Raw genomic sequence first — 22,392 nt, forward strand, 5'->3', positions numbered from 1 at the left:
ACATTTTTTTACATTCTTCATAATCCTTATAGCTATACCGCTCTCTTAATTGTGACGAATTTTTCATTTATAGCAAAATAAGAATGTTCAATTTCGCTAGGATGTAGATGGAACACACTTGACAACTCCTCGATTGTGTAATTGAGCGTGTTTATGTGGGCATCCAAAATTTCTCCAAGAAGTGATGGTTTTTCTTTCGGAAAATCTAGCGCAACAGGCTCTTTAACACGATAGCCATTTGATCCCATTTGAATCCATAGATATTTATATTGATTTTCAGTAATAGCTTTCATGCGCCTTGCATGAAAAATAATTGATGCCATTGAGGTTTTCCAGTACCTTTTTAAATCTGCTAGCTTGGCTAAGCTTAATTTTAGTAGGCTGCCATAGATTTCGTCAGCAGGCATTAATAACTCTGACGCAAATTCAAATGCTTCATCCTCAACATCTCTGATGGAAGCGATGATTTGGCGACAATGCAGCACTAGGTGACCAAGTTCATGAGCCACAGTCAATCTTTGTCTGTCTGATGATAGGGTTTTGTTAACGAAAATTATAGGGGTTCCACTTTCTGCAAACAAACTGAGGCCGTCGAATTTAGGAGAATCGAAGGCAAATTCGAGAACGATAATTCCTTTATTCTCAAGAGCGCCTATCAATGACTCAATTCTCCCACGGGGAATACTCCAATAACTTCTCAGATATCGAGCTGCCTGGGACGGGGTACCATGAATTTCAACGTTCCAAATTGGAATATCCATCTCTTTGAGGTTAACCGACCTAAGCAAGCTGTCGATATTGAATCGAAAGATCGATGTGATAGCCTTGATCTTGTCTAACTCTTTCTTTGAAAGGCTTAATTTCTTCCTAAAGAAATACTCTGAGGGTTGATAGATTTTTGAGGTCTGATAAAAAAATGATTTGGGATAGTTAAGCGTCGCGCTTAATACAGAGATGTGCTCATCAACCGGGAAAATCCCATTCTCGATCTTAGATAGTGTACCCTGTCCGATATTGATTTTTTCTGCAAGTTCCTTTTGTGTTAGTCCTCGCGATTCCCTCGCGAGAACTAACATTTCAGGATTGAATAACGTCATAGTTCAATATATTCTAACTGGTTTTTCTTTCCTCTAGTAGTCCAGGTTTTATAGTAACCCTTGGTTGTTCTGTTGGGGAATTTATGGTGAACGGGATAACGACTTGTTCGGTGCTGTATTTATTCAAGCTAATCGCCCATTCAATCACACTACTTCTTCTGTTGACGATGAAGATATCCTCCAAATCAGTCCATGTGGCGTTAGGTCTATATCCTGCGTAAAGATATGCAGGTGCTTCAGGTAAGCCAACGATTTGAGTCTGCTGGTTGTAAAGTTTTGTCTGTTTTGTTTGAACGTTTGATGTCGATAAATCCTTTTTAAATTTTTTGAATCTAATAAAGGCAATATCGGGAATACAAATCCCGAACAATTTGTTGAATACTCCAACTTTTACATTAGGGGTGCTTCTAAATGCATTCTGAATGTGCGTCTTTGTACAGTCATGAATGATGCCCGCTTTTGTTCTTATCGAATACTCAACCGGCAAGCCAGCAGCATTGGTTTGCTGCTGTAGTTTTAAAAAGTCACTAAATCCATTTCTGATGGCAGTGGAAATTAGGGGAAGATAAGGCTCTAAGTCTTTTTCCGCCTGATTTTGCGTTAGTGTTTTCATTTAAAAAGTCCATTCGTTTTTTTAGTTAAAAAAGTGGTGTTGTATCTCAAATATACCGTTTTTACTTTGTCGATATATTAAATTCCACTTTTTTAATGAAAAATATTCCAAATAGCGTCGGAGCTGGATTATGAATAAAACTGCAACCACGAACAATATCCCACGTATATCTACTACAATCACGAACAATATCACCCAAAACCCATGAAAATCACCAAACTGGGCGAATTTGAAGAACTCGTCTTGCTCACCGTAGCCGCCCTCCAGCAGGAAGCCTACGGCGTAGAAATCAAGCGCGAGTTAGAGTCCCGCCTGGGAGAAAAGCTCAGCGTAGGCTCCATTCAATCCGCCCTAAAGCGCATGGAGGAAAAGGGCTTCCTCACCTCCGAATTTGGCGAAGCCACAGCAAAAAGAGGAGGCAAACGCAAACGCATTTACTCCACCACCAGCTATGCCCGCAAGGTCCTGGCCGAAATGCGTGAAGTCCGCGCCGGCCTGTGGGAGGCCATACCGCAGCTGTCGCCCGATCTGAAAATGATCTGAAAAAGCAGACCGATCAAAGGGTTGAATACGAGAGTCCATTGACACACCACCACCGCTTCGCGGAATAAAAAAAGACATGACAACCCAGCCCAACGATATCCACCCGCCGCAGTGGCCCCTCCGCCTCCTACGCTTCTTCCTAAAGAAGCAATACCTCGAAGAAATCGAAGGCGACATGGAAGAGTGTTTCCGCGACAACCTCGAGCAGCTCTCGCCGGCCAAAGCCCGGCGTTTATATGCCTGGGAAGCCGTGAAGTTGCTGCGCCCCGCACTGCTAGAGAATTTTGAGTTCTTAAGAAATCTAACCCAAGCCGCTATGTTCAAAAACTACTTTAAAATTTCCATGCGCAACATGATGAAGAGTCCTTTGAGTGCTTTCATCAATGTGTTCGGGTTGTCGGCGGCCATTGGCATTTGTGTGTTTGGGTTTGCGTTTGGGCGGTGGACGTACAGTACCGACCAGTTTCATGAACATAAGCACGAAGTGTTCCTCGCCACCTTCTTTGCCGACCGCGATGGCAGCGTGCAACAATTCGGCCGCACGCCGCGGCCGTTGGGTGAGATGCTGCGCCACGACTTTGCCCACATCAAAAAAGTGTGTCGCCTCGACGACCGCAACGTGGTGGTGAAACACGACGACAACGTCTTCCACGAACGCGTGCGCTTTGTGGACCCGGAGTTCCTCGACATGTTCACCTTCCCGCTCAAGTGGGGCACGCCCGGCTCGCTGGCCGACGTGAACAGCATCGTGCTGAGCGAAGAGGCGGCCATCAAATATTTTGGCGAGACCAACCCCATCGGCCAAAACATGGTGGTGATCTTTGGTAAGAATGTGAACAAGGCTTTCAAGGTCACCGGCGTGGCGGCCAAGTTTCCCGTGTCGCGCTCCTTCGGCTTCGACTTCCTGGTGAACTTCGAAAATTTGAAGACGGCCGAGCCGGGCTATGACATGCAGGATTGGAAGGCGTTTGTGAACGCCACGTTCGTCCAGCTCGACAACCCGGCCGATGCGGCGCTGTTGCGTCAAGGCATGGAGAAATATCGTCGCGTGCAGAACGAGGCGGTGCAGAAAGAATGGGCCATCACCGCGTTTGGCCTCGAGCCGCTGGCCACGCTGCATGAAACTTCTGAAGATATTCGCGATGACATTGCGCACAGTTCGGAAAGCAACTATGCGTCCATCGTCTACATGGCCGTCGTGGCCCTGATGATGTTGTTGCTGGCGTGTTTCAACTACATCAACATCGCCATCGTGTCGGCGGCCAAGCGACTGAAAGAAATTGGTATACGCAAATCCATCGGCGCCGCCCGCAGCCTGGTGATCATTCAGTTCCTGACGGAGAACATCTTCATCACCGCCTTTGCGTTGGTCGTGGGTGTGGCGCTGGGCACGTTCCTGTTCATTCCCTGGTTTGAAGGGCTGTTTGATTTCAGCATGGGCTTCAAGCTGAACGACCCCCAGCTGTGGATCTACCTGCCGGCGATCTTGTTGTTCACGGGCATTCTGTCGGGTCTTTATCCGGCTTTTTATATCTCGAAATTTCAAGTGGTGAGCATCCTGAAGGGGTCGGTGAAGTTCGGGCAGAGCAACCCGCTCACGAAGGGGCTGCTGGTGTTCCAGTTGATCCTGGCCTGCGTGCTGGTGACCGGCGGCATCACCTTCACGCGCAACTCCGACTTCCTGGCCAAGCGCAGTTGGGGCTACGAACCGGCCCGCGTTGTCTATGCCGAAGTGCCCGATGGCGCAGCATTCGAGCAACTGAATGCGGCCTTGCTGCAAAATCCAAACGTGGTGTCGATCGCCGGCTCGACGCATCAGTTGGGCAAGCGCCACACGACCACGGTGCTGCACTTTCCTGATCGTGAATATGAAGTGGACCACTATGCGGTGGACGCCAACTATTTCGAGACGATGGGATTGCCGTTCGAAGCCGGCCGTGGTTTTCATCACGAAGAGGGCAGCGACAAACAAGCCGTGGTGGTGAATGAGCTTATGGTGAAGAACATGGCGTGGGGCAATCCGATAGGGGAGACGTTCAAGATCGATACGGTGGAGTATGCGGTGGTGGGTGTGTTGAAGAATTTTCACAGCTATAGTTTCTCGCGTCCTTTGCGTCCGACGATCTTTAGTGTGGCGCCAAAAGCGGATTTCCATTATATGTCGATAAAAGCGCAACAAGGTACGGAGCTGCAAACGCTCAAGGCGCTGCAAGGGCAGTGGGCCAAGCTCTTTCCGGAAACACCTTTTGAGGGTGGTCACCAGGAAGATGTGTGGGGATTTTATTTTCAGGAGATCGGCATTCATGGGAAAGTGTGGCGGGCGTTTGCTACCATCGCGGTGCTGCTGGCCAGCTTGGGATTGTATGGGTTGATCAAGCTTAATGTAGCGGGCCGGGTGAAAGAGTTCAGCATCCGCAAGGTGTTGGGTGCGGGCGCGAAGCACATTACGATGAAGATCGCGGATCAGTATGTGATTTTGTTTGCCGTTGCGCTTGCGCTGGGGGCGCCGGTGAGTTATGTGCTGATGAAGATGGTGATGAATATGGCGTATGCGGTGCACATGCCCCTTGACTATTCGAATGTGATGATCGCGGTGGTCATTTTGATATTTGTTTTGTTGACGACGGTCGCTGCGCAGATACGGAAAGTGGTGAAGGCAAATGCGGTGCAGGGGTTGAAGACGGAGTAGGGGCGGTTCAATCCTTAAATGCTCAACCCAATCCTAGGCAAGGAGGTACGCGTTATGGCCCTTACCGCAATAGGAACGTTGAAATAAAGAACGCCAGGGTAGGGAGTTAGCGATTTTTGCGTTTCTTTGTAAAGGAGCCGTTGAATGTGATTTTGGTTGGCGTGTAATTGCCCGGTTGGCTTCCTGACTACTGACCCTTACTCCCTATGAAGACGCGCAAGCTTTCCCCGATCATCATGATCTTAGTAGCCGCCTGGCTGCAGATTTGTTTTACAACGACGGTCAACGGCCAGGGTTGGAAACAGTACGACGGCGCGTTCGCGGGAGGCATTGCTAATTTTGCTCGCTATGGCAATGCGCAGTTTGCCAGTTCCCATAACAACGGCGTCTTTAAGTCCACCGACGGCGGCGCAAACTGGTCGGTTGCCTTTCCCGACATTCAGGACGCTGCCTTTTATGTTACCGACACGGCGTTGCTCATTGGGGGGAGTGCGGTATACAGCTATAACAATGTCCGGAAAACACTTGTACAAGTGGGCCAGTCGTTGCCCGGTGCCGTGAAGGATTTTGACCAGGCGCATGGAAAGTTGTTTGCGGCATCAAGCGCCGGTGTGTATCAATACGATGCCATGTTAAAAATATGGGCTGCTAAAAATAACGGGATTAGCGACGATGACACGCATTTTACAAACGATCTGGCCAGCGTCGACGGCGCCTTATTCTGCAGCATGCAAACCTATGGGATGTATAAAAGTATCGATGACGGCGAAAGCTGGACGGCGATCTATCCCGGGCCGGGCTACTTTCAATTGCTCTGTGTGAAGGAACATAACGGCTCCTTGTATTGCGCGGGAATGTTTAACCTGTTTATCTCCCCCGACAAAGGCGTGTCGTGGACGGACGGCATTCATGATCTGGTAGGCGCCAGTGCGATCATATCGAAGATCGAGTTCATTGGCAACGACATCTTTGTTGCCTCTACCGCGGGTACCTACAAACTGAACGATGGAGAGACCTCATGGACCAAGATCGATGATCACGTCTACGAAGCACTCCACTATGACGGAACGGATCTCTTCGCTTCCGACGAACGCGGGCTCTACCGGTGGAATGCCGGCGAAGGAACTTTTGTACTTTCCAACCGGGGTATTAATACCGCGACGGTGAATGATATCATGCCCTTTAACAACAAACTATATGCTGCCACGGACGGTGGTATATACTTCCGCGCGCCAGGTGACACCGATTGGAAGCTTGCACCGGAGTTGGACGGGAAGATTGTGATGACCCTCGAAAAGAAAGGCGACCGGCTGTTTGCCGGCACATCGCGGGGCCTGTATTTTACATCTGCCGGGGCTGCACAATGGACCCTGGCCGACCAGGGAATTAATCCCTACTATCGCATTTGGAAGCTCGACGTCAACGCCGACGCTATCTTCGCTGCGACCGATGGCGGCGTCTTTGCCTCTTACGACAACGGCGATCATTGGAAGTGGCTGGACAATTCTGATGTAAACGATTACCAGATGCCCAACATGGCCGCTAACGACACCATGTTGGTCGCCGTCAACATCAGAGGGCTGTATAAGATCCGTTCCGATTCCACCGACTGGGAGCGTGTGGACTTTCTTTATGGAAAAGACATTTCCTGGGTCAGCATCGTGGAAGGCGAAATATATGTCACCGTGAAGGACGTGGCGGTTTACCGGTCGTCGGATTATGGCGACACGTGGACGCCGTTGGACTGGGATGTTGCCACCAGCATGGATCTGTTGAAACGGGGCGATCACCTGTACAGGGTCTCCAACACAACGGCCCTCTATTCACCCGATGGACGCGACGTGTGGGATGGCACCTCCGAGACGGGCATTCCCGAGGCCACCGTCCTGAACTGCCTCAGTGAAGGTGACGACGGTTTCTATATTGGCACCACGGGCAAAAGCATTTGGTTCCGGCCGTATCTATCCAACACCGACATCACTTCGTCGGTGTATGAGATCGGCGACAGTCTGATCTACGACGTCGCTGCGAGCACCACACTTCAGCATTTCAAGTCGAACATCACGCTAGGCTATGGCACGTCTTTTCAATTTCTGAAAGCCGGGCACTCGACAGGAGGGGTAACGGGGACGACCCTGTCCGAGGAGAACGACAAGGTCAAAGTCATCGCGGAGGATGCGCGGCATGTGAGAACACTGCGCATCGCCACCAGACCGGTGACGGCGACCGAAAACGCGGAGCACACCTTCGTGGAAATTTATCCCGTTCCAACCAAAGGCATTTTGTTTGTGAACAGCCCACAGCCTATCCGTTCATGCCATGTATCAAACACGGTGGGAGAAAATGTTTTGGCACCCACGCTCCACAACAACACCCTCGACGTCTCGACCTTGTCCGGGGGACTTTATTTTTTAACGGTAGTGGATCAAGCGAGTAAAAAACAGGTGTTGAGGTTCGTGAAGGATTGACAGGATTTTAGCGAAGAGAATACGATAAGAATTTCGCGTCGGTGACTTTGAACATCTGGTGCAAGTGTACCTGTTTAAAAAGTAAATGACCTCCGTGATGGGAGGCCAAATCTTAGAAATTGCCGAATGTGAATTACGCCATCACTTGCTTTTGCTCTTTTTCTTTTGCTGACCCGGTGCATAAGGTTTTGCAGACTGGCTGCCGGCTGCCTTTTTAGCCTGGCCGGGAGGCACTTTGCCGCTTGGAGTTTGTTGGGTTTGTGTGGTATGCGTGGCTACTACACAGGATTGAAGCGTGAAGATCAGGAACGCGCAAAGCAGGAAGCGCGTGAGGTGTTTCGTTGAGATAGAAAGCATTCGTTGTCAGGTTAGTATAAGGCTCCAAAAAATAGGAGCGCAATATATAAAGGGTCAACGAGAGAGGTAACCCGCTGCCTACGATCTTCCCCTTCCGTTGTGACATTTTCTTACATGGCCGCTACTGTGCTGCACAGCCAGCTTTTTGGCTCCTGTGAATAGTCGGGGCCTGGCATTACCGCTTATTTTGCTTTTGATTCGATTGTGAGAGATAGACCGATTGATTGTCGGAATTTTCCAACAATCGGGGAGGTGTTTTTTTGTTGGTTTACCATCAAAAACAATACAACCGGTTATGGAAAAGAAGTATGAAAACGCGGGCTATTTTATGCTCCTGCTCTTCCCTTTGACCTTTGCAGGATTTTATGCGAGCTATTTCTCACAGGTCCCGAACTTTAACGCAAACATTCGCCTGGCACATCATTTTCATGGCGTCGTGGCATCGCTCTGGCTTGTCCTGCTGGTCACGCAGTCGTTTTTGATGCGCTATAAAAAAGTGGCCCTGCACCGGGTCGTGGGCAAGTTGTCTTATGTTGTATTCGCTTTATTGATCGTTTCTTTTTTTCCGTTGCTCCGCAGGGATGACGTGAATTTTTTTGCGCTGGCCGACATGGCGGGGTTGGTTATTTTTTACACGCTGGGCATCGTTCATAAAAAAGAGCCCGGTAAACATATGCGCTATATGATCGCGGTAGCCCTTGTGTTTATTGATCCGGCGCTAGGGCGATTGGTTTTCCAGGTTGCCAGCAGGGTGGGCCATTATACGGAGGCGATGCATCACATCACGTTGGCGACCATATCGCTGATCCTGGTGGCGCTTATTATTTTTGATCGCGTCAACCACCGGAATTACAGACCGTACCTTGTCGCATTGAGTTTTTATGTGGCCTATCAGATCACTTTTCAGGTGATTTACCTTTAGGTTGGAATTTCTGTTTCGGCGATAAGCCAAAACCGTCGGATGGAACGTGAAATATGATCGTTTGAACTTTCTCTTTTTTTAGACTACCTTAGTTGTAGTACCGATTGTGCCCTCTAATCTAAAACGTCTATGAGACCCTCCAGAGTCGCCGCCCTGCTTTTTGTTTCGTATGCCGGCGCTGTTCTTTTCGGCTGCCACAAGGAAGACGAGCCCATTGCGCCACAGGCCATCCTAACCCTGCAGGTGGATAAAGGCTATGACGTGTATGCCGACAAATGGGTTTTTGCGTCGGACGAAAAGGGGGAGATCCTGGATGTGCAGCCGTATACCGATGGGCAGACCGTTACGCTGATGAGCGAGAAACATCCCGATAAGATCAATGTGACTTTTTTCGGCCACAACGTATACGCCACGGAAAACACACAGCTGGGCTTTGCCACATGGGCCGGCGTGACCAGTGGGACGACGGTGCATTTTAAATTGGTAACAGTCGACGCTCCGGCCCTTTCTGAAAAGGGCGAAGCGACCATCAAAGTTTCAAATTATACAGGGGCTAATCTCATCACAATTGCCAATGGTTATGGCTATAGCTATGGCGGGTCCTTAAGCAATGGCAACATGGAGATCGATCTTTCATTTTACGGCGCGCCGTCCGATATTTTGCTGTACGGCTGGCGGTCGGGGGTGCCGGTATATTACATGGCGCCGGGCGTCAAGTCAAACGATGTCATCGAGCGTGACTATATGACCGACTTCACACCGTATCCTCACCAGCTCCAGTTGAATTTTCCCGGACCAAATACGGCCACCATTCAGGGGTATGATGCCAAGAAGTCGCTCGCCATTACGTTGATGGATACCGCCTGGCCCAACCAGGGCGACCACCCCGTCATCGGCTATCTCGACGGCTATGATTCCTACGACATGACGGTGACCAACACGCAGGAAGACGGATCTGTGTCCTATCATCAAAAAGGCGCAATCGACTTTACCTTTGACATGCCCACGTTCAACTTTTCGCTCACCAACAACGACATTCAGAATTTCTCATTCGATTTTTCGCGCGACTACACCTATCACACCGCCGTCTGGCAACACTTCGAAGGAATGGAATACACCGCGTGGACCGTAAACGCACCTCCGGGCTATGCGGTGAAGGGTTTGTCCATCCCTTCTGAAATTCTGGCCAAGTATCCTCAGCTGGATATGAGCAAGCTTGCCTACGGCAGCCTGAAATTTACCGAGGTCATCACGGGCCAGTCGTATGAGCAGTTTGTGCAGGGCGGGTTCAATACAAATGCTGACGCCACCGCCGAGGGGTATGTCTACTGGGTGAAGTGATTTCGTTAATTTTCCATCATGCCCAAATTCTTTTTCTTTTTCATTGCCTTATTTCTGTTTGTAACGGCCGCCATCGGCCAAAAGAAGGAAGTGGACGCCGTGAAGGCTTCATTTGATAATTACAAAGCGGCTATCCTCAACGACCAGGGAGAGCAGGCCGTGAAGCATATCGATGGTCGTACGATCAAGTACTATGACAACATCCTGGAGGAAGTGAAGATGTTCGATTCGGCGAAGGTAGAGTCGCTCTCACTACTGGATAAAATGATGGTGTTTTCTATCCGCCACCGGGCCTCAAAGGCTGAAATTTTGTCCTTCGACGGTTCGAAATTGTTTGTATATGCTATTCAAAAAGGCATGGTGGGGAAGAATAGTGTGGTCAACAGCATGATCGGTGAAGTCACTATATCGGGAACCTTTGCCAAAGGGCAACTCGTTGTGAATGACAAGAAAGTGCCTATTTATTTTCATTTTTATAAGGAGCAGGGCCAATGGAAAGTCGACCTCACCTCCATATTTCCAGTCGCGTCTGTAGCATTTAAGAAAGCGGTCGACAACAGCGGGCAATCCGAAGATGACTTCCTGTTCAGTCTCCTTGAAATGCTAACGGGCAAGAAGCCTGGTCCTGAAATTTGGGTGCCGACAAAGGGATAAGACACGAACTGTAGCTTGGCGTGGTCACGGTTTTGTCGGAACATAATTATCCACCCGCTTCCACGTGTCCCGCTCAAAAGCCAATACCTGGCTCACCTTGCCGGATGCATCCTTGCTGAACTTTAAGGGGAACGGGCGCTGCAGGTTAAAAAACTCCAACTCCGATTCGGCATCGAAGGTTATTTCGCGTCCATCCCAAAGCTGCTTCAGGATGAGTTGATTGTTTTTTGATGTGAACTGCGGGTTGCCTTCGAATTAATGAAATAGACGCGCGGTCTCAAAAAAGCTTATATTTACGGCGATTTTATACATTTTAGATATGAACCGTTTTGGCATCGTTGCACTGCTTTTTTCTTTTGCCTCCGTTTTTCTTTCCAGTTGTTCCAGAACAGAAGAGCCTTCTGGTCCTCAAACCATTCTCACCATTCAAGTTGACACAGATTATGGCCTTTCAGGCGACGACTGGGTATATGCTACGGACAACAGCGGAGCGGTACTGGATGTGAAGCCGTATGCGGATGGACAAACCGTTACGCTCACCAGTGTTAGCAGGCCCGATAAGATCAACGTGACTTTCTTTTACGCCCCCGGCGACCCATCTGAAAGGCCCTTCTTCTCCACCTGGGCAGCCATTGACAGGGGAACGACTTTACACTTTGAGACCGAAAAAACAGAAACGCTGCAGGAGAGTGATGCGACTTTGAAAATTTCGAACTATCCATGGCCAATAACGCAATGGATGGGCATTTCAAATGGTCACGGTGTGGTAGCATCCACATCGTCGTCGCAATCGGGCGTGTTAAAAGTTGATTTTTCGTTTTATGATGCCCCTTCGGATTTGCTTCTGTACGGTTATCGCGGAGAGGTGCCGGTATACAATTGGGCAAATAGCGTGAATGCCGGCGACGTTGTTGCCCGCGACTTTGAATCGGATTTCGTGCCCTTTCCCCATACTTTTCAATTGAATTTTGAGGGCAGTAACAAAGCGGAAGTAACTGGCGTTAATTCAAAAAAAACGCGTATAACGTTGCTCAGTACATGGCTTTGGAACTTATCTACACATCCGGTTATCGGCTACCTCGACGGGTTTGATTCGTATGAGCTGCTCGTCATGAATCTGAACACCAATGGGGCGACGGTCTATAAAAAAAATGGGACGATCGATCCGTCATTCAAAATCCCGGCGTTCACCTTTAGTTTGACAAATCGCAGCGTACAAGATTTCGCTTTCAATTTTTCTGAGCCCTACACGTATCATCAGATCACCTGGGCCGTGCCCGCCGGAACCGAAGGCGCATGGTGGAGGCTTAATGTGCCATCGGGTCAGAGGGTGGGAGGTCTTGTCATTCCCGCTGAAATCGCCGCGAAGTACTCTCACCTCAACGTCGACAAACTTCAATATTCGTATATGCAATTCTATCAGTTCGTCAGTGGTCGGTCATATCCCGAAGGCATGCCGGGCATGGCGGTTACGGATGCAGAAACGGCATTGGAATATTACGTTTATACGCCCAAAAACTAGGATCATGGCGCGTCAGGGTTTGGAGGGCATAAAGCCATCCACTCTTTTCCACGTGTCCCGCTCAAACGCCAACACCTGACTCACCTTGCCGGATGCATCCTTGCTGAACTTTAAGGGGAACGGGCGCTGCTGGTTAAAAAACTCCAATTCCGATTCGGCATCGAAGGTTATTTCGCGTCCATCCCAAAGCTGCTTCAGGATGAGTTGATTGTTTTTTGATGTGAACTGTAAGTGCAGCTCTTTGTTGCCTTCCAATTCGTAGTAGCCTTCCAGCGCCTTCAGTTGCGCGGGCTGCAGTGTCACGATCTTTTTCACCTTGCCGCCATAATTGCCTTGCCAGCCATATACACTGGCCACGCTGTTGACGAGTTCTTGGAGGATGCCATCGCTTTCGGAATTCACCATAATGGCCACACCGTTGCCGCTCTCCACCCCGCCCATATAAACACAGCGAAAGCCCACGTTGGCGCCGCCGTGTTCAAAGAAAAGATCGGAGCCTCGTTGGGTCACGAAGACACCCAGGCCGGCGGCGTCGCGCACGGGCGTGAGCCTGAGTTTGGTATTGGCGGATGAGAGGACCTTGGCGGATTTCCCCTTCCACGAAAGCTGTGTTTCGATAATGTATTTGGCCAGGTCGGTCGGGTTGGTCCACAGGCCGGCGGCGGCTTGTTCGGGGTGGATGCGGTATTTCTTTTGCAGTTCCTGGCCGTCGCTCATGTAGCCGGTGGCCAGCGATGCTTTGCGTGTGGAGGGCGGGGGTTGAGTGTAAAAGCTATAGGTCATGCCCAGCGGTTGCAGCACATTGCGCCACATGTATTGGTCGTAAGGAACCTGGGTGACGTCGGTGACGATGCACTGCGAAATGGTGGTGCCGCCCCCTGAATACTCCACGCGAAGATCGGGCTCGAACATCGAGCGGACCGCTTCGGAGTTGGCGGGCTTTTTTCCATCGAGAATTTCAGGAACAGTGGGCAAGGGTTCACCGGGCACGTAGCCGCCAAAGCCATGGACCGTTAGCCCGGCCGTGTGCGACAAGAGGTTGGTGATGGTGATGCGCTTTGTCTTTGACAGTGAGTCATAGGGGAACTTCCAACTAGTGAGGTAGGTGTTGATGTCGGCGTTAAGATCGATCTTGCCCTCCTGGACGAGCTTCAACACGCCCACGCCATTCAGCGACTTGCTGATGGATGCGGCCTGGAACACGGTCTCGGTGGTTGCCTTCCGGTGTTCGGCTTCATCGGCCCAGCCATAGGCTTTTGCCCAGTCCAATGTATAGTTTTTGATCACGGCGATGCTCAGGCCCTTGATGTGGTAGAACTTCATGCGTTCTTCGAGCGTCCATTTCTTCTGGCCTTCCAACACCACGGCCCCGGCCAGGCTTTCTTCCACTTGCTCGATGCGGGTCTGTACGTCGGGTGGCGTTCGGGTTGTTTGTGCGCAGGAGGATGAGACAATGGCCAGGAGGCATGCGATGAGGGTGAGGGGTTTCATAGGGTGTTTTTTTGTTGCGGGTCGAGAGGTGTATATCAACTATTCAGCCAGCTTTCCCAAGCTTAATTTATGCGCATGCGCAGGGATTCTAACCGGCGTTGAATCCCTTACCGAACATTTTCATCCGTGGGCGGACAGTGCCGCGGGTGCTATCACGCCGGCAATCCCATTGGATAGAATAGCAGAAAACCTTATCTTCCAGCTTGTCACCCATTTCATCGGGATAATAAGGCATGAGGAGAGCGAATCTTTCCCCGATTCCAACAAAGGAATCAAGTGGTTGTGGTAAGTAATTTTATTTGGGTGCACGCACGTTAAAGAGAGTATTAAATAGTTCGTCCTTATTATCAACGTTAAACCGAATCAACCCTAACGAAATGAGAGTATTCGCATGGTCGCTATTCCTTATCGCTTCAGCGGTAGTGGTAAAGGGTCAATCCAAAATCGAAAAGGAGAGCAAGGCTGAATATACGGTGGAGGAGATCCGCCAGGACTATTTGATCTTTCGAAAAGCGCTGGAAACCACGTATCCCAGCCTCTACCGGTTTGAAGACAGTGTAAGCGTTACCCGGTATTTGGACGATCAATTCAAAGCGTTGGATCGGTCCATGGCTGAGCTCGAATTTTATAAGATCATCGCACTGACTTGCGCGCATATCAATGATGAGCATATCATTCCAACGCCCTCTCAAGACTATTACCAGTCGTTACAAAACGCCGATCACTATTTTCCATTTTCGTTGAAGGTCCTTGACAGGCGGTTATTTATTTATAAGAATTTCAATCTTCAGCAAACACTTCCTGTGGGAGCTGAAATTCTTTTCATCAATGGACATTCCGCCGAAGAAATCCTGAATATTTTGCTGCCGACCATTCCGTCTGATGGCTACATCCAAACCTTTAATATCCGTCATCTCGAAGATTACAGCATGACGCAAAACGAAAGCCTCTTTGATTTGAATTATCCGATTTTTGTTGAGAGGACAAACACATTCAGGATCGAGTTTATTCACCCGCAATCAAGATCAAAGAAAAGCACCGTAACGATAAAGGGTCTTTCCTTTCAGGACTACAGGAAGTTTTACAATGAACGGATCGGGTATAAAGCGCCGTTAGAATTCAAATATCTTCAAAACGATATAGCGTATCTGCGGATCGCTTCCTTTTTGAGATATCACAGAAATGATTTCAAGCAGGACTTCAATAATTTGTATGACAGTATTTTCAAGCAACTGAATAAGAAGAATGCAAAAAATCTGATCTTAGATCTAAGAAACAATGAAGGCGGTGACGGATCCGGCGAAAAGCTGATCACCTATCTCATCACCAAGCCTTATAAGCACTACGACTACACCGAAGAAAAGTTCGTGGGCTATCCGCCGGTGGTCGATTACCTGGAAAATGGAAAGGACCTGCGTTTTAATGATTCGCTCGTCTACAAAACCAATTCCGGGGTGTATCGGCTAAAAGACGAATACTTCAATAATCTTTACAAAACGCAGCCCCCCAACAAGGACCATTATAAAGGGAAGATCTATGTCTTGATGAACGGGGCCTCCGGCTCGATGGCATCGGTGGTGGCCACCTTCTTGAAGGCGAGCGACAGGGCCGTTTTTATTGGTGAGGAAGGTGGTGGGACCATGGAGGGAAACACATCGGATTCGTTTGCAAAACTTCAGTTGCCCAATACCAAAATAAGGGTGGAAATTCCGCTAACGAAGAAGGTGAACAATGTGGAATTTATGAAAGGGAGGGGTGTGTTTCCTGACTATTATGTGAGTCCTAAAATTGAAGATATTATGCGGGGGGTGGATACGGAGCTGAATTTTGTGCTGAATTTGATTTCAACGAAGAAGGGATGAGCGTTAGGCAGGGTGCCGGTGCGGCAAAGGTTGTAACGCCATGCAACGGTATGGGAGGGGTTATTTTTCTTGCGATGGGTGCCGTTGGGGTATTTATCAATGGCGATAGGGGGGATGAAAGCATTTGGAAAAAATAGTATCTTTGCCACGCTGTAATCTTTAGATCCCATGAGCATTTTCGGCTTCCTCATCCTGGTCGGTATCGGAGTATTCCTTTACAAAACTTATTTCAGCAACAACACTTACGAAACGAAAGACGAGCGCTACAACGCGGAGCGCAATAAAAGACAACAGGAATTGGATCGCCTGCTCGACAAGATTGCCAACCGGGGCATGGACAGTCTCAGTGAACAGGAGCGCCGTCGCCTGGATGAGCTTTCGGGGAAGCGATGATTTGAATGACTATTATATATATTGCGCTATTAAAACTGTTCTCAGGCCATTTGCCGTTTGACATGAATCGACTCAAAAACATTTCCCTGCACGTTATTCTTGGCGTCTCGTTTCTTCTTTCCAGCTGTCATAAAGATGACGAAGTCACTGGCCCTCACACGATCTTAACGCTACAGGTGGACGCGGGATATACCCTGGCTACCGACGACAACTGGATCTTTGCAACCGATGACGCGGGGGAAGTATTGGATGTGAAATCCTATGCCGGGGGAGAGACCGTCACGCTGGTCAGCGATAAAGCGGGAGACAAGATTACCGTCACGTTTTTCAGGCATCACGAGGCATCGTCAAAGACAAGCATTTTTAATACCTATGCCGGCATCCCCAGCGGCACCGCATTGCACTTAATAGTGCCGGCGCCCTCGCGTCGTGAGTCTTTGCCGGGTAAGGCTACTTTTATGATCTCAAATTTTCATCCCGGCTCTTCATTCGTGCAATTTTCGAACGGCGATTCGTATAGCGCCTCCGGCACCATAACTTCCACTGAGGCGGATATGGAGGTTTCCTTTTATGGCGTACCGTCCGATTTTGTTTTGTCTGGGTATCGCGCGGGCGTGCCCGTGTACAATTGGGCGAAGGAGGTGAAGGATGGCGATATCATTAAACGTGACTTTGACACAGACTTCGTCGCTTTACCACACCAACGAACATTGGACTTTGAAGGTGTGAATACAGCTACCCTATCCAGTTCGGACGGGAAATCGAATTTTAGTATTCTGGACACGTATTCGCTTATGGGAACGGCCTATGCCACCGACCATCCGGTCATTGGTTATCTCGACGGTTTTGCTAGTAACCTCCTGGTCGTCACCAACACAAAGGCCAATGGACGGGTAAGCTATCGGAACGACGGAGAGATCGATTTTTCGTTTACGATGCCCACGTTCACCTTTTCACTCCAGAGTAATGGCATACGGGATCTCGCGTTCAGCTTCTCGGAAGACCACAATTACTATTTTTCCAACTGGGATTATACGCAAGACACGGAGTGGATCAGGTGGTATTTCAGCGCACCCGCTGGTGTGTCGACAAAGAGCTTGTCAGTTCCCCATGAAATTGCGGCGAAGTATTCTCAGATCGACGTGAGCAAGTTCGTGCTTTTGAGTATCAATTTCACGAAGATCATAGAAGGAGCATCCTATCCGCAGGACATGCCGGGTATGAAAACAAGTGATGACAAAACCAGGAAACAGTATACCTTCTCTCCGAAACTCTGATGGTGGTTGAAGGCGCACGGATGCGGAACACTCGCTCCGGATCTTTGGCCATGAAAAAATATATGGTCCGTCTTTTGTGAGCGCTCAATAACTGCCATTATGATCGTGCGTTCACTCCTTCACGGCAGCATTGTCAATTCTCAAAAAGCATGCCCTACTAAAGTGAGAATTGTGTTTGCTGTTCCGATCTAATTTTCCAATTTCGAACCCCAGAGCCCATCTGACTGCATCATCGCAGTGAGATGGGCTCTTTGCGTTTAAATGTTTGTGTTCGGAGTAATCACCTAAATACAAAAAAACATGAAAGTACACTTGAGCAATCAGAAAGAGCACCAGAGTGTTGAGAACGCTTTCGCTTTCAGAATTGAGATGAGTCCTGAGGAGTTCAGGATCAAGGAAACGCCTTTTGGCGTGCGGTTTGAATACAGCAAAGAGTTTAAGAGTATGAACGAGCCCGGCACGCCGGCCTTGCCTTCGAAGATTGTGAACGTGGCCTTGCCGGGCAACGCCAGCCGTCTGAAGCTGGAGACCACTGTGGAGTCGTCGAAGAAACTTTTTAAAAAGCCCGTGTTCGTCATGCCTGTGCAAGACCTGCAGGTGGCGTCGGCACGCGAGAACTTTCGCGTTGAAAAGCAACGGATGGAATCCATCAATCGCGCCGTCGAACAACTGGAGCAAGAGCCTCGGGCCATCCCTTTTTCGCATGGCGCCATGCCCGACCCCAAAGTGTACAATGAATTTTTAAGCAAGCCTGTTCCCGTTGCCGAACTGCTGCACACCACGCTGGCGGGCAACAACCTGATTGCCGCCATTCGTGTGAACCCCATCACGATCGGTTCCGATTTTATCCCCGTGTTGAACGAGGTGATCGACCTGCTGATCACCTATAAGATCCAGCGATCGGAAAAGATCGACCGCAAGACCACCATGCGCTCGCTCTCGCCGAACAAAACCATTCAGCAGAGCCTGGTCGATCAGCTGAAGGAAACCGTGATCAATCCCCGCGAGGTCATCGACATCACGCACATTCCCTGGTTTGTGTTTGGTCAATACGACTACCTGGTCATCACCGACAACAAGCGGTGGAACAGCGAGACCCTGGAGCCGTCGACGGCGGTGGGCGACATGGTGACGGCCTTTGCTAAGCTGGTTGAATGGAAACGCGAAAAAGGCTTGAAGGCTCGCGTGGTCACCATCACCGACATTATGAACGGCGTCTATGGCAACTTCAAGACCGGCGCAGTCGATCTGCAGGAAGTGATCCGCAATTTCATGAAACATGCACACTCCGCCTGGGGTGTTACCTGGTGTCTGCTCGGCGGCGACATCGAGATCGTGCCGGTGCGCCTGGCAGCGGGCGAATGCCGTGGCGATGTGACCGAGCAAACCGCCAACAATCCGCCTCACGACAACGAAGCTTTCTGGACGGGAACGTTCACCAAGATCAAAGCCGTTTCGCTGGGCGAATGGTTTAGCGTGAACGACAGCTACCTGAAACTCACCAACAAGACCACCGGCAGACTGATCCCCAAAAAAGCGCCGTTGAATCATCTCACCATCCATCCGCTTGAAAACGTCCGCATCAACGGACTCATCCATTTGCCGATCGATTTCTTTGAAACGACCGCGCAATTCCAACACCGGCTCGGATGGTATTTTTGCACCGACGAAACGTACACGACATATTCCTCCACGCCGACCAACTTTGTGCGGGTGGATGGCGATGCGTCCATCATCCATGCGCCGCTGCGGTTCCACTATACCTGGAACACCATACCCACCGACTTCTACTACGCCAGTCTTTTCGGACCAAACTATGGCATCGCCGGCAAACACGACTGGGACGCCAACAACAACCGGCTGTATGGACAACACGAATACGCCAGCGACTTTGACCCGGTGAACTGGCACGCCGACATCATGGTGGGCCGCGCCCCGGCGTCGACGCCTGCGGAAGCGGAAGTTTTTGTAGACAAAGTTATGGCCTACGAGAAATTCAGAATGGAAGACGGCACGTCGCTCGATCGCAACTACCTCGACAAGATGTTGCTGGTGTCCACCAACTGGGGAGGCCGGATCGGCTATTGGGCCAGTTCAACGAATCCGCCACCGGCCGGACAATTCTATACCGATGCCGCGCATAGCCGCGCTATTCTTCAAACGAATGCCGACTTCACGCGTGACTGGGAGTGGGAACTGATCTCCTGGATCAACGATACCGATGTGTGGCTGATCCCTTACGATCGAAATGCCGCACCTGGTGTTCGCGGTTGGTACTACGCTTTTAGCCCCACCGATCTGCGGCCCGCTATTATAGAGTTCAACCTGCCGTGGGGCGTCCACTTCGAGTTCCCGATGATCACCAACACCATCGTGATCTATGGAAACGCATCGGACATTGCACCGCAGTTGTTTATCCTCGATCGCACCGAAGCCGATGGTTCCATGATGGACTCCGAAGCTTTGCGCGAACAGATCGACGCCGAGTTGCCGCTCTTCCGGCGGTTCAATCGCCTCTATGAAGATATAGACAGTTTGCCGATAGCCAACCGGAATGCTGCACCGGTGCAGCGGTTTACGGATGCTGCCCTGGAAACGGCACTCAACGACGGTCACCACTTCCTCAGTTTGTCGGGACATGGGTCGATGGGTGGTTGTTGTGGTGTGAACAGTTGGACGGCCGGCAACGCCACCAACGGCAACAAATATTTTATTGCCTTTGCCGACTCGTGTCTTACCAATGACTATGAATATGCCGACTCGATGTCGGAGAGCCTGGTCAACAATCCACACGGTGGCGCGGTGGCCTACGTGGGGCACACGCGGTTTTCCTGGATTGGGTTGGGCGATGACTTTGAGCGGGCGTTCTTCCATGAGTTGGTGAATACGCGGCACATTGGTCTGATGCACAACAGCCGGTTGAATGTGCTGTTGACGAGCAGCCGGGGCCCGCTGGATCATTATAACAAGTGGTCGGTGCTGGCGTTGAACCTGCTGGGCGATCCGGAGATGGAAGTGCGGAAGACGAAACCGGCGATCATCATACCGCATGTTTACTTTGAACTGGAGCGTTTGTATATCAAAGTATTTGAAGGTGGATTTGCGCGGAAGCAGATCACGGACTTCCAGGTGCGCATCACCACGCAAGAACTGTCGCAGGCGCTGGTGCCGGATGAAGATGGTAAGATCCCGTTTGAGAAGGATTGGTTGTTGCAGGAGAAATTGATGGTGTCTATCACTGTTGATAATGGCATTCCGTATACCATGACGGGTGAGGAGATCCAGGCGCGGATGATCATGTCGAGGCAGGAGGAAGCTGCGGCGGATGTACCGGAAGCAGAGGCCAGCCCTCAACAAGAGATGACGAAGGCGACGAGCAAAGTGGCTCCGGCGGAGAGTGAGTTATTGTTGCATTCATAGTATTTGTTGATGTCTGAGAAGGTGAAGCCCGGGTGTGTGCCTGGGCTTCTTTTTTTTTAAACCGCCTCACCTGGTTTTTTTCTACCTATATTCATCTAGCAGAAAAACTGGTCACTGAAAAAATCATTTGTGAATTCGTTGCATCTTATTTTTGACCCGCCTATATTCAATCATGGTTAGCGCAGTTGTTTTGACCCGCTCAAAGAAAAATATTTTTGCTCTACCATTTTTCAGGTGATTGTTGTTTGCAAAACAAATGCGATCTATTCGCAAACACAAGAACCCTTCGATGATTTGACCGCTCGGCACACAGGCTATTGAAAATTCTCAGGGCGGCCCGTATTGGTAGCTGTACAATTTGTATTGACACAGAACGAGTTCACTCGATCACACTTAACTCTTTATTGACGTTTTATGATACCAGAGGCCCTTACCGTTATCGTCGGTTTGATCAACGAATTCATCTTGCCGGGACACACCGATGAACCGCTGGTGTTGTCGAACATTTCGCGGGTGAACGACGGCGACGAGTTCACGCAGAACATGAAAGACAAACTGGTGTTGTCCATTGTCAATATAGAAGAGGATCGCGTGGCTAAGTCGCCCGATAATTTTATGAAGGAGAATAACCTGATCCGCTATAAAAATCCGGCGATTCACCTGAACCTTACCTTGCTCTTTGCTGCCACGCACGACGACTATCCGAAGGCGATCGCGTTACTGGAAAAGATCGTTCGGTTTTTTCAGATCAAGTATGTGTTCACGCCGGGCGACACACCCGAGCTGGCCACGGCGAACATGATCAACGACTTCAATGTCGAGAAGCTGATCTTCGATTGGATGAACCTGAACCTTGAACAAGTCCATCAGCTGTGGACAACGTTGGGTGGCCATTATATTCCTTCGGTCATCTTCAAGCTGCGCATGATCACCATCGACGAGCACAAGATCCAGAAGGATGCATTGCCCATCAAGGAAATCACTACTGACGTTGGACATTCATGATCGCGGACACCATTCATATCGCCTACCGGATCTTGTTCTCCCTTCAATTGGAAATGGAAGGCTATAAGGACGATCTCACTCCGTTTGTCAGGATCATCCCCGACGCGGCGACGGAAGAGCGGTTTGCTTCTTATGGGATGCTGATCAGGCGGCAGCGGGGTGCGTATGTGGCGTTGATCGATGTGGTGCCGGAAGGACCAGACCTTGGCAAACCGGAGATCGCATTGAAGGTTCCTGAGATCTTTCGGTTCGAGGTGCAATTGGATGCCAGCCTGTTGAGCCGGTGTCACCTCGCGTCGTATGATTTTGTGGATCATGTCCTATACATCTCCAACGAAGCCAACAATGTGGTGGGCACCGACGTGTTGCTCACGCAGCCGTTGGCCACCTATAATAATGTTGATACTTATAAGAAGGGCTACCTGGTGAAATCCGGTGGTGCGTATTATAAGGCGATCAAGGAAAGCAGCAGCGGCGATGTGCACGTGGTGAGCGAACCGGACTATTGGAAGCTCATCCCCGACAACACCTACATCAGCCAGACCGACTTGCGCACACGGGCGTCGTTCACCACACCGGTGAATAGTCAGACGATCATTGTGGCGGAGGTAAAGCACAACGCGGCGTTGAACGCCAACTATCGATTGTTGGATGGGGCGTTGCGTTGCAGGGAAATCAAGTACACAACAAAACTTCTCGTTTCTATATGATTTAAGTAAGCCATAACCTTTAAAAAAA

17 protein-coding genes are annotated in these 22,392 nt (G+C 49.9%); 13 read left to right on the plus strand and 4 right to left on the minus strand.

Features of this window, described 5'->3' with window-relative positions:
• Nucleotides 1-32 precede the first annotated feature (32 nt).
• Both BUB30_RS23855 and BUB30_RS23860 read right to left on the minus strand, forming a co-directional pair.
• Nucleotides 33-1,097, minus strand: a complete 1,065-nt coding sequence (locus BUB30_RS23855) for an XRE family transcriptional regulator (RefSeq protein ID WP_073139057.1) — start codon at nt 1,095-1,097, stop codon at nt 33-35.
• 13 nt (nt 1,098-1,110) lie between these two features.
• Nucleotides 1,111-1,710, minus strand: a complete 600-nt coding sequence (locus BUB30_RS23860; RefSeq protein ID WP_073139059.1) for a hypothetical protein — start codon at nt 1,708-1,710, stop codon at nt 1,111-1,113.
• Nucleotides 1,711-1,914: 204 nt separating this feature from the next.
• Between BUB30_RS23860 and BUB30_RS23865 the strand changes: the two genes are divergently transcribed.
• The 3 genes from BUB30_RS23865 to BUB30_RS23875 all read left to right on the plus strand — a co-directional run bounded on the left by BUB30_RS23865 (nt 1,915) and on the right by BUB30_RS23875 (nt 7,410).
• Complete coding sequence (locus tag BUB30_RS23865) at nt 1,915-2,253, plus strand: PadR family transcriptional regulator (protein WP_073139062.1); 339 nt, start codon at nt 1,915-1,917, stop codon at nt 2,251-2,253.
• A gap of 76 nt (nt 2,254-2,329) precedes the next feature.
• Entirely contained in the window at nt 2,330-4,942 is a 2,613-nt protein-coding gene (locus tag BUB30_RS23870; protein ID WP_073139065.1) for an ABC transporter permease, read from the plus strand.
• 206 nt (nt 4,943-5,148) lie between these two features.
• Complete coding sequence (locus tag BUB30_RS23875) at nt 5,149-7,410, plus strand: T9SS type A sorting domain-containing protein (RefSeq protein ID WP_073139068.1); 2,262 nt, start codon at nt 5,149-5,151, stop codon at nt 7,408-7,410.
• A 141-nt stretch (nt 7,411-7,551) separates the two neighbouring features.
• On the opposite strand, the gene BUB30_RS23880 is transcribed toward BUB30_RS23875, so the two are convergent.
• Nucleotides 7,552-7,767, minus strand: coding sequence for a hypothetical protein (locus BUB30_RS23880; RefSeq protein WP_073139070.1), 216 nt, complete (start codon nt 7,765-7,767; stop codon nt 7,552-7,554).
• A 295-nt stretch (nt 7,768-8,062) separates the two neighbouring features.
• Here BUB30_RS23880 and BUB30_RS23885 point away from each other — a divergent pair, with 295 nt between their 5' ends.
• The 4 genes from BUB30_RS23885 (at nt 8,063) to BUB30_RS23900 (ending at nt 12,206) form a co-directional block, all read left to right on the plus strand.
• Nucleotides 8,063-8,689, plus strand: a complete 627-nt coding sequence (locus BUB30_RS23885; protein WP_073139073.1) for a hypothetical protein — start codon at nt 8,063-8,065, stop codon at nt 8,687-8,689.
• A 129-nt stretch (nt 8,690-8,818) separates the two neighbouring features.
• Entirely contained in the window at nt 8,819-10,030 is a 1,212-nt protein-coding gene (locus BUB30_RS23890; RefSeq protein WP_073139076.1) for a hypothetical protein, read from the plus strand.
• Nucleotides 10,031-10,048: 18 nt separating this feature from the next.
• Nucleotides 10,049-10,684, plus strand: a complete 636-nt coding sequence (locus tag BUB30_RS23895; protein ID WP_073139078.1) for a hypothetical protein — start codon at nt 10,049-10,051, stop codon at nt 10,682-10,684.
• Nucleotides 10,685-11,003: 319 nt separating this feature from the next.
• The gene (locus BUB30_RS23900; protein ID WP_073139081.1) at nt 11,004-12,206 is read left to right on the plus strand and encodes a hypothetical protein; all 1,203 of its coding nucleotides are present in this window, start codon (nt 11,004-11,006) and stop codon (nt 12,204-12,206) included.
• 12 nt (nt 12,207-12,218) lie between these two features.
• Here the strand turns inward: BUB30_RS23900 and BUB30_RS23905 are convergent, their stop codons facing one another.
• Entirely contained in the window at nt 12,219-13,697 is a 1,479-nt protein-coding gene (locus BUB30_RS23905; RefSeq protein WP_073139084.1) for a serine hydrolase domain-containing protein, read from the minus strand.
• Between the two features lie 377 nt (nt 13,698-14,074).
• On the opposite strand from BUB30_RS23905, the gene BUB30_RS23915 reads away from it, so the two are divergent.
• From BUB30_RS23915 to BUB30_RS23940, 6 genes are all read left to right on the plus strand, one after another.
• On the plus strand, nt 14,075-15,559 hold the full coding sequence (locus tag BUB30_RS23915) for a S41 family peptidase (protein WP_084138332.1): 1,485 nt from the start codon (nt 14,075-14,077) through the stop codon (nt 15,557-15,559).
• Between the two features lie 168 nt (nt 15,560-15,727).
• On the plus strand, nt 15,728-15,952 hold the full coding sequence (locus BUB30_RS23920; protein WP_073139094.1) for a DUF6576 domain-containing protein: 225 nt from the start codon (nt 15,728-15,730) through the stop codon (nt 15,950-15,952).
• 62 nt (nt 15,953-16,014) lie between these two features.
• A complete protein-coding gene (locus BUB30_RS23925) occupies nt 16,015-17,229 on the plus strand; it encodes a hypothetical protein (RefSeq protein WP_143165055.1) in 1,215 nt (404 codons plus the stop codon).
• Nucleotides 17,230-17,529: 300 nt separating this feature from the next.
• Complete coding sequence (locus tag BUB30_RS23930; protein WP_073139106.1) at nt 17,530-20,649, plus strand: C25 family cysteine peptidase; 3,120 nt, start codon at nt 17,530-17,532, stop codon at nt 20,647-20,649.
• A gap of 414 nt (nt 20,650-21,063) precedes the next feature.
• Entirely contained in the window at nt 21,064-21,654 is a 591-nt protein-coding gene (locus tag BUB30_RS23935; protein ID WP_073139109.1) for a Pvc16 family protein, read from the plus strand.
• Nucleotides 21,651-22,364, plus strand: a complete 714-nt coding sequence (locus tag BUB30_RS23940) for a hypothetical protein (RefSeq protein ID WP_073139111.1) — start codon at nt 21,651-21,653, stop codon at nt 22,362-22,364. Before BUB30_RS23935 ends, BUB30_RS23940 begins: the two co-directional genes overlap by 4 nt.
• The last annotated feature ends 28 nt before the right edge of the window (nt 22,365-22,392 follow it).

It is taken from the genome of Chryseolinea serpens (genome assembly GCF_900129725.1).
In the GTDB taxonomy this organism is placed as follows: Bacteria; Bacteroidota; Bacteroidia; order Cytophagales; family Cyclobacteriaceae; genus Chryseolinea; species Chryseolinea serpens.